Origin of the sequence: Parasulfitobacter algicola, from assembly GCF_013315265.1 — a bacterium.
In the GTDB taxonomy this organism is placed as follows: Bacteria; Pseudomonadota; Alphaproteobacteria; order Rhodobacterales; family Rhodobacteraceae; genus Parasulfitobacter; species Parasulfitobacter algicola.
On record NZ_JABUFE010000005.1, the window covers coordinates 208808 to 224174 of the forward strand.

At 52.1% G+C, this 15367-nt stretch carries 14 protein-coding genes; 13 read left to right on the forward strand and 1 reads right to left on the reverse strand.

Going from position 1 to position 15367, the window contains the following annotated elements; all coding sequences use genetic code 11:
• The first annotated feature begins 22 nt into the window (after nucleotides 1–22).
• Nucleotides 23–1393: a class II 3-deoxy-7-phosphoheptulonate synthase gene (locus HRQ87_RS10895; RefSeq protein ID WP_174138193.1), complete on the forward strand. Its 1371-nt coding sequence runs from the start codon at nucleotides 23–25 to the stop codon at nucleotides 1391–1393.
• Here HRQ87_RS10895 and HRQ87_RS10900 read toward each other — a convergent pair whose 3' ends face one another.
• Nucleotides 1394–2056 (reverse strand): PAS domain-containing protein, encoded by a 663-nt coding sequence (locus HRQ87_RS10900; RefSeq protein ID WP_174138195.1) that lies wholly within the window; start codon nucleotides 2054–2056, stop codon nucleotides 1394–1396.
• A gap of 253 nt (nucleotides 2057–2309) precedes the next feature.
• Here HRQ87_RS10900 and HRQ87_RS10905 point away from each other — a divergent pair, with 253 nt between their 5' ends.
• The 12 genes from HRQ87_RS10905 (at nucleotide 2310) to HRQ87_RS10960 (ending at nucleotide 14963) form a co-directional block, all read left to right on the forward strand.
• Nucleotides 2310–3188, forward strand: a complete 879-nt coding sequence (locus HRQ87_RS10905; protein WP_174138197.1) for a YicC/YloC family endoribonuclease — start codon at nucleotides 2310–2312, stop codon at nucleotides 3186–3188.
• A 1-nt stretch (nucleotide 3189) separates the two neighbouring features.
• On the forward strand, nucleotides 3190–3831 hold the full coding sequence (gmk, locus tag HRQ87_RS10910; protein WP_425501550.1) for a guanylate kinase: 642 nt from the start codon (nucleotides 3190–3192) through the stop codon (nucleotides 3829–3831).
• A complete protein-coding gene (locus HRQ87_RS10915; protein WP_174138201.1) occupies nucleotides 3828–4349 on the forward strand; it encodes a gamma carbonic anhydrase family protein in 522 nt (173 codons plus the stop codon). Before gmk ends, HRQ87_RS10915 begins: the two co-directional genes overlap by 4 nt.
• Before the next feature lie 11 nt (nucleotides 4350–4360).
• A complete protein-coding gene (locus HRQ87_RS10920) occupies nucleotides 4361–5539 on the forward strand; it encodes a trans-sulfuration enzyme family protein (RefSeq protein ID WP_174138203.1) in 1179 nt (392 codons plus the stop codon).
• A 21-nt stretch (nucleotides 5540–5560) separates the two neighbouring features.
• Entirely contained in the window at nucleotides 5561–6637 is a 1077-nt protein-coding gene (locus tag HRQ87_RS10925) for a sensor histidine kinase (RefSeq protein WP_174138205.1), read from the forward strand.
• Between the two features lie 127 nt (nucleotides 6638–6764).
• The gene (locus HRQ87_RS10930; RefSeq protein WP_174138207.1) at nucleotides 6765–7802 is read left to right on the forward strand and encodes a substrate-binding domain-containing protein; all 1038 of its coding nucleotides are present in this window, start codon (nucleotides 6765–6767) and stop codon (nucleotides 7800–7802) included.
• Between the two features lie 78 nt (nucleotides 7803–7880).
• Nucleotides 7881–9518, forward strand: a complete 1638-nt coding sequence (pstC, locus tag HRQ87_RS10935; RefSeq protein ID WP_174138209.1) for a phosphate ABC transporter permease subunit PstC — start codon at nucleotides 7881–7883, stop codon at nucleotides 9516–9518.
• Nucleotides 9515–10879 carry a phosphate ABC transporter permease PstA gene (pstA, locus tag HRQ87_RS10940; protein ID WP_174138211.1) on the forward strand — a complete coding sequence of 455 codons (1365 nt, stop codon included), beginning with the start codon at nucleotides 9515–9517 and terminating at the stop codon, nucleotides 10877–10879. Before pstC ends, pstA begins: the two co-directional genes overlap by 4 nt.
• Nucleotides 10880–10889: 10 nt before the next feature.
• Complete coding sequence (gene pstB / locus HRQ87_RS10945; RefSeq protein ID WP_174138213.1) at nucleotides 10890–11687, forward strand: phosphate ABC transporter ATP-binding protein PstB; 798 nt, start codon at nucleotides 10890–10892, stop codon at nucleotides 11685–11687.
• An 11-nt stretch (nucleotides 11688–11698) separates the two neighbouring features.
• On the forward strand, nucleotides 11699–12409 hold the full coding sequence (gene phoU / locus HRQ87_RS10950) for a phosphate signaling complex protein PhoU (RefSeq protein WP_174138215.1): 711 nt from the start codon (nucleotides 11699–11701) through the stop codon (nucleotides 12407–12409).
• A 4-nt stretch (nucleotides 12410–12413) separates the two neighbouring features.
• A complete protein-coding gene (gene phoB, locus HRQ87_RS10955; protein ID WP_174138216.1) occupies nucleotides 12414–13103 on the forward strand; it encodes a phosphate regulon transcriptional regulator PhoB in 690 nt (229 codons plus the stop codon).
• A 117-nt stretch (nucleotides 13104–13220) separates the two neighbouring features.
• On the forward strand, nucleotides 13221–14963 hold the full coding sequence (locus tag HRQ87_RS10960) for a sugar phosphorylase (RefSeq protein WP_174138218.1): 1743 nt from the start codon (nucleotides 13221–13223) through the stop codon (nucleotides 14961–14963).
• Nucleotides 14964–15367: the final 404 nt, after the last annotated feature.

The window sequence follows — 15367 nt, forward strand, 5'->3', positions numbered from 1 at the left end:
ATCGCTAACCGGAGCAAAGACAATGACCAATTGGCACAAATCTGACTGGCGCAACAAGCCTAGGGTTCAGATGCCTGAATATACGGATGATGTGGCACTAAAAGCGGCTGAAGCCCAGCTTTCACAGTATCCTCCGTTGGTTTTTGCAGGCGAAGCACGCAGGCTGAAAAAGCAATTGGGTGCCGCATCGCGGGGCGAAGCATTCTTGTTGCAAGGTGGGGATTGCGCCGAAAGTTTTGCGGAATTTTCCGCAGATACAATCCGCGACACCTTCAAGGTGATGCTGCAAATGGCTATGGTTCTGACGTATGGCGCAAAGGTTCCAGTGGTCAAAGTGGGTCGTATGGCAGGACAATTCGCCAAGCCGCGCAGTGCCCCGACAGAAGTGAAAGGCGATCAGGAACTGCCCAGCTATCGCGGTGATATCGTTAACGGTTTCGACTTCACGCCCGAGGCGCGCATCCCCGATCCATCACGCATGTTGCAGGCTTATACACAAGCTGCGGCATCGCTGAACCTTGTGCGTGCGTTTTCAACAGGCGGTTATGCCGATGTGCATCAGGTTCACGGCTGGACATTGGGTTTTACGGATGCGGACGAGGCCGAGAAATATCGCGATATGGCCAATCGTATCAGCGACACGTTGGACTTTATGCAGGCTGCCGGGATCAATAAAGCGACTGCACATACGCTGCAATCCGTGGATTTTTACACCAGCCACGAAGCCTTGTTGCTGGAATATGAAGAGGCGTTGACGCGGATCGATTCCACCAGTGGCCAATGGGTGGCAGGGTCTGGTCATATGATCTGGATCGGTGACCGGACACGTCAGCCTGACGGCGCGCATGTGGAATTTTGTCGCGGAGTGCAAAACCCGATCGGACTGAAATGCGGGCCAACCACAACTGCGGATGATCTGAAAATTCTGATGCAAAAGCTGAACCCTGAAAATGAAGCCGGGCGACTGACGTTAATCGCACGTTTCGGTGCAGGGTCTGTTGGCGAACATCTGCCCCGTTTGATCAAGACTGTACGCGAAGAAGGTGCCAATGTGCTTTGGTCCTGTGATGCGATGCACGGTAATACCATCAAATCCGCGACTGGATATAAGACACGGCCTTTTGAAAGTGTTCTACGCGAAGTTCAGGAATTTTTTGCCATTCACAAGTCCGAAGGTACAATTCCAGGGGGCGTGCATTTCGAAATGACCGGCAAGGATGTAACGGAGTGCACCGGCGGTGTGCGCGCAGTGTCCGAAGAAGATCTAAGTGATCGTTATCACACAGCCTGCGACCCACGGCTAAACGCCAGTCAAGCGCTTGAACTGGCGTTTTTGGTGGCCGAGGAACTGTCGGATCTTCGCATCGCAAACATGGATGCTGCTGCGGTTTAATCAGTTGTCAAACGTCAACAAAGTCAGGGCCGGACGGATATCGTCCGGCTTTTTCGTTTCTGTCTGATGGCTTGGCTGTGGTTGTACAAGCTTTTGACATGCAGGCTTTGAATTGATCAATTTGCAATTGGCAAAATCTATGTCGAACCGGCGCGGTGAGCGGCCAATTTTGCCTTGCGTGACAATGCAACCAAGCGCACGGCTCACATCACCCAGATCGCTTTTCAGCGGTAAAAGAACCATCTTGGCAAAGATTTGCGGACGGCGCATTCCGGTTTCAGCGGTCAGTGAAAGCGATATTGTTTCGGGTCCATCAAACAGGCGTTCAATATACCCGGTCATCTGCTTGCGGGACTCGGGGGTAAACATGCAGGTCAACGGCATCCCGCGTACATCCATGCCCATCAGGTCCTTCAAATGTGATCCGGTCAGGCGAAAACGCGCAAGACCTGGTGCAATGCGTTCAACGATAAAGGCGTATTCCAAAGAATTTTCGATACCCCGGGGATCTACATCAGAACGATAGGGCAGCATGCGTCCATTCCGAATTTTATTCCAATACTTTTCAACTTCATCGGTTGATGAAACGATCTGTTCGGGCTGGAAATCAAAAAGTGAGACGACATTATCTTTGCTTTGAATCTGAGTGCGCTGTTCGTTCATTTGCCTGACCATAAGTCTTAACTGAGTTCGGGGCGTGTTAACGTCCGATTCATATTCATTACCATTTCATTAAAATTAGCGGTTTAAAGCGAAATGTAACTAAAATTGTATATGATTGGTTAACTGGACGTACGGCTGCCACATCTGCAAAGGCTGTGATGAAAGAACGGGCATGATCGCAAAGACAGACTTGCTCAATCGGGTCTAAGCCGCATAAGTAACTAAAAATGATGGGGGATAGCAGATGCAGTCAATGACCGGATTTGCAGCAAAAACAGGCGAAGGCCAAGGATATGCTTGGCAATGGGACATACGCGGCGTTAACGCAAAAGGTTTCGATTTGCGCCTGCGTATTCCGGACTGGATCGAAGGGCTTGAACAATCGATCAAAGCGACTGCGTCGAAGAAGATGGTGCGTGGCAGCATCAATATTAACCTTCGTCTGACACGCGACGAGGCAACAGTTCCGATTGAGATCAATACAGATCAACTGAACAAACTGCTTGATGCAATCGCCCATATCGAAGCGCAGGCCAACCGCGCGGACGTGCCGCTTGCCAATGTATCCGCCTTTGATCTTTTGCAGCATAAGTCAGTTTATCAAGCGGTCGCGCAGACATCAGATACAACCCAGTTAAAGGCGCTGTTGCTGGAAGATTTCAAACCGGTTCTGGACGATTTTTTGAACGCGCGGCAATCCGAAGGGGCGGCGCTGCAACATGTTCTGGAAAACCATATTACCCAAATTGCAACTTTGACAGATCAAGCCGCAATTGCCGCCAAGGCGCGCCAGGGCGATGCGGCAGAAGCGCTGAAAACAGCATTGGCGCGGGTCCTGGAAAATACGGATAACGTCGATGAAGCACGCGTGACACAGGAATTGGCGCTGCTGGCGGTCAAAGCCGACATCACCGAAGAGATCGATCGCCTGAAAGCCCACGTTGATGCAGCGCGTGACTTGCTGGCTGCAGATGGGCCGGTGGGCCGCAAGCTGGATTTTCTGTCTCAGGAATTTAATCGCGAAGCCAACACGCTTTGTTCTAAATCTGGATCAGTGGATCTGACGCGGATCGGGCTTGACCTGAAGGCAGTGATTGATCAGATGCGTGAACAGGTTCAAAATGTTGAATAATATGATCCAGCGCCGTGGCCTTCTTATCATTCTGTCGTCACCTTCGGGTGCCGGAAAATCGACATTGGCCAAACGGCTGATGACTTGGGACCCTGATATCCGCTTTTCGATCTCGGCCACGACACGCGCGCCGCGTGCGGGCGAAAAAAACGGTATAGATTATCACTTTTCTACAGATGCTGAATTCAAGGCCCAAGTGGCCAGTGGTGAAATGCTGGAACATGCGCATGTTTTCGGAAACTTCTATGGATCGCCCAAAGGCCCTGTGGAAACCGCGATTTCAGCGGGACGGGACGTATTGTTCGATATTGATTGGCAAGGTGCGCAGCAGATCCGCAACTCGGCATTGGGTCGACATACGTTGTCGATTTTTCTTTTGCCGCCATCCATTGCAGAATTGCACCGTCGCTTGGTGGAACGCGCCCAGGACGCCAGTGATGTGATCGAACGCCGAATGCAGAAAAGCTGGGATGAGATCAGCCATTGGGATGGTTATGATTTTGTGCTGGTGAATGACGATCTGGATGCAACCGAAGATCAGCTGAAAACAATCCTGAAGGCCACGCGATTGCGCCGGTCTCAACAGCCCGGTCTGACGAACCATGTGCGCACATTGCAACAACAGTTTGAGGATTTGCCATGACGCTTTATTCCCTTGATGGCATTGCCCCCGAAATTGCAGATGACACATGGATTGCGCCTGATGCCAATCTGATTGGCAAGGTCCGGATCGAAACGGCGGCATCAGTCTGGTTTGGTTCCACATTGCGCGGCGATAATGAGATGATTACTGTTGGCGCAGGCAGCAATGTTCAGGAAAACTGTGTCTTTCACACTGATATGGGATCCCCGCTGACCATCGGTGAAAATTGCACGATCGGGCATAAGGTGATGCTGCACGGCTGCACAATTGGTGATCAAAGTCTGATCGGCATGGGCGCGACTGTTCTGAACGGTGCCAAAATCGGTAAAAATTGTTTGATCGGGGCAGGGGCTCTGATCACCGAAGGCAAAGATATTCCTGATGGCAGTCTGGTCATGGGCGCACCGGGCAAGGTCGTGCGGCAGCTGGATGAAAACGCGATCCAGATGCTGCATGCGTCGGCATTGCATTATCAAGACAACATGCGCCGCTTTCGGGCGGGATTGAAACCACTTTGAAAGACCCAAACATGAAAAAAACATTCGTTCGGCGTGGCCATTTTCCTGCAAGCGCCAGTCGCCCTGTTGTGTCACCTTTGCAGCCATCCGTCGTTTATGCGTCTGACAGTCCTGACATGCTGGATGATCAATACGACGGCATCACGCCGGGCTTTGTTTATTCCCGCGAAGGGCACGCGAATGCAACGGCTTTGGCCACGTTGATTGACGGGCTAGAAGGGGCCGAAGGCGGAATTGTCGTCAGTTCGGGCATGGCTGCGGTTACGGCTGTGATGCTGGGCTTGCTAAAGGCGGGCGATCACGTTGTGGGTGGTAGCCAGCTTTATGGCCGGTCTCTGCGCATGTTGGCCGATGATTTGCCGCGTTTCGGGATCGAAACATCACTGGCGGATTCCACCGATGCCGATGCCATGGCGCAGGCCATTCGTCCAAACACAAAACTAATCCTGGTCGAGGTCGTATCGAATCCCACAATCCGCGTGGCAGACATGGAAGGCATCGCAGCCCTCTGTAAGGAAAACGATACTCTGCTGGCCGTCGATAACACGTTTACGACGCCGCGCGGATACAGCCCGTTCGACAATGGCGCCGATATCATCATTCATTCCGTGACCAAGCTGTTGGCAGGGCATTCGGATGCGATGTTGGGCTATGTTGCCGCCAAGGATCCCGCACACAGCGAACAGCTTGACGGGATCATTGCCACCCTTGGGTTGACCGCCAGCCCCTTTGATTGCTGGCTGGCCGAACGGGGTCTGTACACCTTCGATCTGCGTTACGAACGCGCTTGCCAGAATGCCAAAACCCTGGCCGACCATATTGCCGACCACCCAATGATCAAACGCGTGATCTATCCCACACGTCCTGATCACCCGGATCATAATCGCGCGCAGTTCCTGCTGAATGGACAGGGCGGCAACATGCTGAGTTTTGAAATCGACGGTGGTCGCAATGTGGCCAATGCTTTTGTGAAGGGATGCGAAAATCTTGCCTTTGCCCCGACCCTTGGGGATATCAACACGACCATCTCGCATCCCGCATCATCATCACACCGTGCGCTGACCGAAGACCAACGTCTTCGCATGGGCGTTCAAGAAGGGTTCTTTCGCCTGTCCGTTGGTGTCGAAGATATAAATTTGTTGCAAGGCGAGATTATCCAAGGTTTGAACGCCGCAAAAGCGACGTCATAGACGTTTGGGGGCGGGCAAGCCATGGATCATGATGTTTTGATTTCGGTGATATCCGCTGTTCCGCTGCCCCTTGTGGTGATTGCGCAAGACGAAACGGTGATCGCCCTAAACCCAAGGGCCGAAGATTTGTTTGGCCGTGGTTTGACTGGGCGCAACTATGTAACGGTTTTGCGTCAGCCTGCGCTGTTGGATACGATTGAAAACGCACTTGGCAGCGGTCAAACCCATGAAACACGCTATTTCGGATCAGAGGCCGGGCGCGATACGACCTTCGCTGTGCGGTGTTCACCGATCACTTATGCGGGGCAACCTGCGGTCATTGTGACGTTGGAAGACACCACCCATCTGGAAGAACTGGGCCAGATGCGTCGGGATTTTGTGGCGAACGTCAGTCATGAACTGAAAACGCCGTTGACGGCCTTGCTGGGGTTTATCGAAACGCTACGCGGGGCTGCGCGCAATGACGAAAAAGCCCGCGACAGATTTCTGGGCATAATGGAGCGTGAAGCCACGCGTATGAACCGGTTGGTCCGCGATCTGTTGTCACTGAGCCGGGTCGAGGGCGAAGAACGAATGCGCCCCAATGAACGTATTGATCTTGCGGCCATTGTCGGTTCAGCGGTTGATACGTTGCGTCCGCTTGCCGAAGAAAACGGCGGAAAAATTGAATTTACCTTAGATAATGCACCAATTTGGGTTCAGGGTGATCCAGATCAACTGATGCAAGTGCTAACCAATCTGATCGATAATGCCATCAAATACGGTCGCAATGATCAGACGATTCATGTTGATCTGACGACAAGTACGCGCGACCCATCGCTGCGTGGTCCAGCCGTGAAACTTCAGGTTCAGGATCAGGGCGAGGGAATCGATCCACTCCATATTCCTCGTTTAACGGAACGATTTTATCGCGTAGACAACCACAGGTCGCGTGAAATGGGGGGAACAGGACTTGGATTGGCGATTGTGAAGCATATTGTCAGTCGCCACCGCGGACGCATGCGTGTGGACAGTGAACAGGGTGTTGGCACTTGTTTTACAGTGCTTTTACCGATTGATCAGGGGCCGATTACACGTGCAGGTGCAAGTTTTTCATAATCCGGATCAGGAATTCCCGGATCGTCATAAAACTGTTACAAAAACTTCACAAAAGCATAGTGCGCAATGGGTAGCCATCGCATAGGTCCACAATAGGGCCAGAACCTATCAACTGGGAGCTTTCCTTATGTCTTTCGTGAAACTGACCGCCTCTGCCCTGGCGATCGCTGCTGTTTCCGCAACTGCTGCTTCGGCCCGTGATCAAGTTCAGGTCGCCGGTTCGTCAACTGTGCTGCCCTATGCATCCATCGTTGCAGAAGCCTTTGGTGAAAATTTTGAATTCCCCACCCCTGTCGTTGAATCAGGCGGGTCCTCTGCGGGTCTAAAGCGTTTCTGCGAAGGTGTTGGTGCCAACACAATCGACATCGCAAACGCGTCCCGCGCAATCCGCGAACGTGAAGTTCAAATTTGTGCCGAAAATGGTGTGACAGACATCATCGAAGTGCGCATCGGCTATGACGGTATTGTTTTCGCATCTGACGTGAACGGCAATTCGTTCGAATTCACACAAGAAGATTGGTACAAAGCGCTGGCTGCCGAACACTTTATCGACGGCCAACTGGTTCCAAACCAGTTCACCACTTGGGATCAGGTACGCGCAGATCTTCCCAACCAGGAAATTCAAGCATTCGTTCCGGGCACCAAGCACGGCACACGCGAAGTTTTCGAAGAAAAAGTGATCCTGCAGGGCTGTGAAGATGGCGGTTTCTTTCAGGCCATGCTGGACAGCGGTGTTGACGAAGACACAGCCGAAGAAAAATGCATGAGCTTGCGCACAGACGGTCGCTCGGTCGATATCGACGGTGATTACACCGAAACACTGGCCCGCATCGACGCGAATAAAGACGGCATCGGTGTGTTTGGTCTGTCGTTTTATGAAAACAATACAAACAAGCTGCAAGTGGCGACAATGGCTGGTGTTGAACCGACAGTTGCCACGATTTCCAGCGGGGAATATCCGGTATCACGTCCGCTGTATTTCTATATCAAAAAGGCCCATATCGGTGTGATCCCCGGCCTGAAAGAATTTGCTGAATTCTTCGTGGCCGATGAAATCGCCGGCCCAGACGGTCCACTGGCGCAATATGGTCTGGTATCTGATCCAGAGCTTGGTCAAACACAGACGATGGTTTCTGACGAAGATACCATCGGCACAAATATGTAAATTGCTTTGGGGGCAGTCTTGTGCTGCCCCCGCTGCGCCTCATTCAACTTCTCTATTTAACCCAGAGAGTGCTGCGCCATGTCTTCGTTTTGGCTTTTTTTGATCATTGTCTCGCTTGCCGTAATCGGATTTTTCGTCGGCACGTCGCGGGCAATGTCGGTTGCCAGCGGTGACAAGCGCAAGCTGCATTCTTTACCATCTTATTATGGATCAAACATCGCGATTTTTACGATCGTTCCATCGTTTCTGTTGCTGGTAATATGGATGCTTGCACAGCCGCTGATCGTCAGCTCAAGCGTACGCAGTCATATTCCGGCAGATACCATTGACCCAGGCAGCACAATCGGCCTTGTGATGAGTGACGTGCAGCGCCTTGCCAATGGTTTGGATGTGGCGGTCAGCCAAGGCTTCATGACAGAAGAAGATGCGCGATCTGTTCAGGCAGGATCCAGTGATATTCGCGCGCGCTTAGGCCAGGCGGGCGTCGTTCTTGGATCAAGCGTCAGGCCCGAGGTTCTGCAAGCCGCGCAGGAATACCGCACCATGACATCCACAGGTGACATGCTGCGCGCGATCTTTGTGATCGGCATTGCATTGGCCGGATTTGCCTATGCGTTCCGCAAAACCTCTGTCACGTTTCGGGCGCGTAACACAGTCGAAAAAACGATCTATACCCTGCTGCTTGGGGCCGCATCGATTGCGATCCTGACCACAGTGGGCATCGTCTTGTCGCTGATTTTCACAACAGGCGAATTCTTTTCGATCCAGGCGTGTCTAAGCGAAGTGGATAACTATGAACAAACCCACCTTGCGGCATTGCGTGCGGCTGACATGAACCTACAGAACTGCCCGCTTGGGAATGTGGCCTTGCTGGATCAAATGACATCAGTAACGGGTGAAACATTCAGTGTGACAACGGGCGATTATTTAAGCGCGTTTGCAGATTTCTTTTTCGGCACGACTTGGAGCCCAAGCTTTGGCGGTGGATCAGAACTGGGCATTCTGCCGCTGCTTTGGGGCACGTTCTATATTTCGGTAATTGCGCTGTTGGTTGCCGTTCCAATTGGGCTGTTCGCGGCGATTTACTTGTCTGAATACGCGTCATCGCCCGTACGTGCCTTTGCCAAACCCATGCTTGAGGTGCTGGCTGGTATTCCCACAATCGTTTACGGGCTTTTTGCATTGCTGACCGTTGGGCCGTTGCTGGTCAGCGCTTTTGGCGATGACGGCGCGTTGGGTCTGAACTGGATGCAAGGGGGTACGGCCGTGATGACCGCCGGTTTGGTGATGGGCATTATGCTGATCCCCTTCGTCAGTTCGCTGTCCGACGATATTATCAACGCGGTTCCCCAAGCCATGCGCGACGGGTCCCTTGGGCTGGGTGCCACGCATTCAGAAACGATCCGTCAGGTTGTTTTGCCTGCCGCTTTGCCCGGCATCGTCGGCGCGATCCTTTTGGCCGCATCGCGTGCCATCGGGGAAACGATGATCGTGGTTCTGGGGGCAGGGGCGGCCGCCCGGCTTAGCATGAACCCCTTTGACGCCATGACAACCGTCACCGCGAAAATCGTCAGCCAACTGACCGGCGACGCAGATTTTTCATCGCCCGAGGCCTTGGTGGCGTTCGCCCTTGGCATGACCTTGTTCGTGATCACCTTGGGTCTGAACGTATTCGCCCTTTATATCGTGCGCAAATACCGGGAGCAGTACGAATGACCGACGCCACCGTGACACAGCCCGCAGCCCCCGGTGGGGCACCCAAAAAAACATCCCTCCTAAAGCTTGATCAGCGGACGCGTCGCAGGAATGCTGCCGAAAAACGGTTTAAGATTTATGGTATGATCGCGGTTGGCATCGGTTTGGTGTTTCTGGTCGCCCTGTTGTCGGCGATCATTGTGAATGGGACCAACGCCTTTACGCAAACCTTTGTTACGATGAATGTTACTTTGAATGAAGATGTTCTGGACAAGAACGGCAATCGTAACCCGGCGGATATCAAAAAGGTATCAACGTTCGGCTATGCACCGTTGATCAACAGTGCTTTGGAAAACAAAGTCGAAAGTCTGGGCATTGAAACTTTGCTTGAAGATGGGGGTGATATGCGGGCGATCATGTCAGCCAGTGCAGCGGCCCAACTGCGCGACTATGTTTTGGGCAATCCTGATCAGATTGGGGAAACGATTGAATTTCGCTTTCTGGCCTCAAGCCGGGTTGATGGGTACCTAAAGGGCCGTGTCACGCGCGAGTCGATTGCGCGCGACCGCAACATTTCGTCCGCGCATCTGCTGTTGATTGATGATCTGAAAGAACTGGGTGTGGTTGAACGTGTGTTCAACTGGGGCTTCATCACGGGCACCGACGCGTCCGAGGCACGGCCAGAACAAGCGGGCATTGGGGCTTCAATGATTGGGTCGTTCTTTATGATGCTGGTTGTGCTGTGCCTATCTTTGCCGATTGGTGTGGCGGCTTCGATCTACCTTGAGGAATTTGCCCCGCAGAACAGATTTACGGACATTATAGAGGTCAACATATCAAACCTTGCCGCCGTTCCGTCGATTGTTTTCGGCATTCTGGGTTTGGCGGCCTTTATCCAGTTTGCGCATCTGCCGCAGTCTGCCCCGTTGGTGGGGGGGCTGGTTCTGACCCTTATGACATTGCCCACAATCATTATTTCGACCCGCGCGTCACTGAAATCTGTGCCGCAATCGATCCGCGATGCGGCCCTTGGGGTTGGTGCGTCAAAGATGCAATCAGTCTTTCACCACGTTCTGCCCCTGGCCATGCCCGGCATTCTGACTGGTACGATCATCGGCCTTGCGCAGGCTTTGGGTGAAACGGCGCCACTGCTGTTGATCGGGATGGTGGGTTTTATCGCTTCAGAGTATCCCAATGGCATTCAAGAGGGCTTTCTTGACCCGAATTCAGCCATGCCCGCACAGATTTTCGAATGGGCCAAACGGGCCGATCCGGCATATTACGAACGGGCGTGGGGCGGGATTATCATCTTGCTTTTGTTCCTGATGACGATGAACCTGATCGCAATCCTGTTGCGCCGCCGCTTTGAACGCCGTTGGTAGGAGAGATATGATGAACGATATGAGACGACTGGAGAGAGACGTGGACACCAGCGACATCAAAATTTCTGCCAAAGGTGTGCAGGTGTATTATGGCGACAATCATGCGATCAAAGATGTTGATGTGAGTATCGCTGATAAGACAGTGACTGCTTTTATTGGTCCTTCTGGATGCGGTAAATCCACATTTCTGCGTTGTATCAACAGAATGAACGATACAATTGATGTGGCCCGCGTCGAAGGGGACATCCGCATTGATGGCGAAGATATTTATGACAAGGCTGTTGATCCGGTGCAATTGCGTGCCAAGGTTGGTATGGTTTTCCAAAAGCCAAACCCATTTCCAAAATCTATTTATGATAACGTTGCTTACGGTCCGAAAATCCATGGCCTGGCCCAAAACAAAGCAGGTCTGGATGAGATCGTTGAAAAATCCTTGCGTCGCGCTGCCCTGTGGGACGAGGCGAAAGACCGTCTGAACGAACCTGGCACCGGGTTGTCAGGCGGTCAGCAGCAGCGCCTTTGCATTGCGCGCGCGGTGGCCACAGAACCTGAAATCTTGCTGATGGATGAACCTTGTTCGGCGCTTGATCCCATTGCCACAGCGCAAGTCGAAGAGCTGATAGACGAACTGCGCCAAAGCTATTCGGTGGTGATCGTCACACATTCAATGCAGCAGGCGGCGCGCGTTAGTCAGAAAACAGCCTTTTTCCATCTGGGTAATCTGGTTGAATACGGTCAGACTGGTGACATTTTTACCAATCCTCAAGACCCGCGTACCGAAAGCTATATCACGGGCCGGATCGGCTAAGGAGATATCAGATGAACGAACCACATATCGTATCCGGCTTTGATCGTGACCTGGAAGCGGTTCAGGCGCTAATCGTCAAAATGGGCGGTCTTGTTGAACAGGCTATCGTTGACGCCGCCAAATCGCTTGAAAATCGTGATGAAGAGCTGGCTGAAACCGTGCGTGATAATGACAAACGTATTGATGCGCTGGAAGAACAGGTGAACGAAGAAGCATCCCGCGTCATCGCCCTGCGCGCGCCTATGGGCCAGGATTTGCGGATTGTTCTAAGCGTTATGAAAATCAGCGCAAACCTTGAACGCATTGGCGATTATGCGAAAAACATGGCCAAAAGAACCGGTATTCTGGTGCAGATGCAGCAGATCGATGGCACATCGGTCGCGCTGCGACGTATGGCGAAAGAGGTTGAAAGCATGCTGAAAGACGCGCTGGATGCCTATATTCAGCGCGATCCCGAATTGGCGCAGGATGTGCGTATGCGTGATCATGATGTGGACCAGATGTACAATGCACTATTTCGCGAATTTTTGACGTTCATGATGGAAGATCCGCGCAACATCACGGCCTGTATGCATCTACATTTCATCGCTAAAAACATCGAACGAATGGGCGATCACGTCACTTCGATCTGTGAACAGGTAATTTACTATGTGACGGGCGAAATGCCCGATGAATCGCGTCCCAAAGGGGATCGTACCTCCTATGATATGACCGGAGTATAGGGATATGGCCGCAGATCAACCCAGTGTTCTGGTGGTTGAAGACGAACCGGCACAGCGCGAAGTTCTTGCCTATAACCTTGAAGCCGAAGGTTTCTTAGTTTCAAAGGCTGAAAATGGCGAAGAAGCATTGCTGCTGGTAGATGAGTTGTCGCCAGACATCATCGTGCTGGACTGGATGTTGCCCAATGTCAGCGGGATCGAAGTATGCCGCCGTCTAAAAATGCGCCCCGATACGCGCAGCGTACCGATTATCATGTTGTCTGCACGCGGCGAAGAGGTTGACCGCGTGCGCGGGCTTGAAACGGGCGCGGATGATTATGTCGTCAAACCCTATTCTCTGGTCGAACTGATGGCGCGTGTACGTACACAGTTGCGCCGCACGCGGCCTGCTTCTATTGGACTAAAGCTGGAATTTGAAGACATTGTGTTGGATGCCGAAACACACCGTGTGATGCGCGGTGGGGCACCACTAAAGTTAGGCCCAACCGAATTTCGCCTGCTGTCCACATTCATGGAAAAACCGGGCCGCGTCTGGAGCCGCGAACAGCTTTTGGACCGTGTTTGGGGGCGCGATATTTACGTTGATACGCGTACGGTCGATGTGCACATCGGACGGCTGCGCAAGGCGCTTTGCCAGTACGAAGGTCAGGACCCGATCCGCACTGTTCGCGGTGCCGGTTACGCACTTGGCTAGTTTTTAGGCTTATTTTTCAAGACGCTGATCTTTTTTCACCTGTTGTAAGCCACAGACTTGACGTTTAGGCATCTGGGCTGGCTTAACGGTGCGGATGCAACAACGTAAGCCTGCGCGATGACTGATCTAAGCCGTTCATTTAGCCAAAAACTGGCCGACCTTTTGGCGGCAATTTATCCCGATGTCAGTCACGATATTCTGGCCAGTCAGGTGATTGAGGCCTTTTGGCCCGACGGTACATCGCGCCGCAGACGGGGGCGGGTGCCCGGGAACAATCTGTGGTCCGAACGCGACGCATTGCTGATCACCTATGGAAATTCGATCGTCGATGGTACGCATAAACCACTGGATTTATTACGCGATTTCCTGCTGCGGTATCTAAAAGGGACCGTAGACGGCGTGCATATTCTGCCCTTTTTCCCCTATACATCAGACGATGGTTTTTCGGTGACGGACTATCGCGCGGTCAATCCTTCCCTTGGGGATTGGGCCGATATCACCCGAATTTCACAGGACTTTATGTTGATGTCCGATCTGGTACTGAACCACGTATCCAGTCAGGGGACGTGGTTTAACTCTTACCTGCAAGGCCATGATCCATATGATAAATTTTTCTTTGAGGCGTCGCCTGATGATGATCTAAGGCATGTCGTCAGACCCCGTGTGAACCCGCTGCTGCGCCAAGTTGAAACAAGCCGCGGGACACGCCACGTTTGGTGTACCTTCAGCCATGATCAGGTTGACCTGGATTTTCGTAACCCGCAGGTTTTGCTGGAATTTTTGCGGATTATGCGGCTGCATATCGATCATGGAGTTCGGGTAATCCGCCTAGATGCCGTGGCTTTCATCTGGAAAGAGATTGGCACCAAATCCATCCATATGCCCCAGACGCATGCTATCGTTCGGCTGATGCGATTGCTGTGTGATTTTGCTACAGAACACGTTATTTTATTGACTGAAACCAATGTGCCTAAGACTGAAAACCTAAGCTATTTCGGTAATCGGAACGAAGCGCACGCGATCTATAATTTTCCACTTCCACCGCTTTTGCTGCATGCGATGCTAAGCGGATCAGCGCGCGAATTGAACCGCTGGCAAGTTTCAATGCCGCCTGCACAATTGGGGTGCGCTTATCTGAATTTCTCGGCCAGCCACGATGGGATCGGCATGCGACCTGTCGAAGATATCCTTTCTGATGACGAAAAAGGTAAAATAATACAAAAGGTTAAAGATTTTGGTGGGCAAGTGTCCATGCGCGCCATGCCCGGCGGAGGCGAAGCGCCTTATGAGCTGAACATCACCTTTTTCGATGCAATGAAGGGCACATTTGAGGGCGAAGATGATTTGCAAATGGATCGCTTTTTGGCCAGTCAGACGATTGTTATGGCGCTGGAAGGGATCCCTGCATTTTATATTCACGCTATGCTGGCCACGTCAAATGACTCGGGTGCGGTTGCAAAAACAGGCCGTGCGCGGTCGATCAATCGCCACAGATGGGATTACCCGACCTTGCGCGCGTTGCTCGATGATCCGGACAGCATTCAAAGCAAAGCATTGAATTCATTGAAAAAGCGTATCTCAATCCGGGGTGCGCAGCCCGCTTTCCATCCAAATGCTACGCAATTCACGCTGCAATTGGATGAACGCATATTCGGAATATGGCGGCAAAGCCTGGACCGGTCGCAATCTATTTTTGCGCTGCATAATGTCAGTGATCAAACAGTCACCATCGCGCCAAGTTCGATCAACCTGATTGACGGGGATGATTGGGTTGATGTGCTGTCGGGCGAAGCAGTTTATGCCACCGGCACAGATCTAAGTTTTGCGCCCTATCAGTGCCGTTGGATTACCAACAGGTAGCCGCCCCGCGCGCAGTTTTGTATATTTTGTACACGGGTTTGGTACTGAAATTTTTGTACAAAGGGGTCTGCTTCGGTAGAGGGCAGAATAGTACGTTAACGCCGAAAGCGCTATTCGTAGGTTCGTTCTGCGTTACAATCGCCTGTCATGTCTGAGTCGAGTAAAAATAGGCGACAGTCGTGTGTCATATGGTTGGTACAGATGAAATTCTGAGAAACCTTTCGTATCCATACACCTGCCTTTCGCTGCATCGTGTTCGAACTGGTTAGATGCGGACAAAGCACCATTTCGCTGCGTTTGCGCAGGAGTCTGCTTTCGTGCAGATTCTGTTCTCTAATCCGTCAATGTCTGTTTTCCAAAATTCCTGTTTGTCGATGTCTGAGGTTACCTTTGTTCTCTTCGAA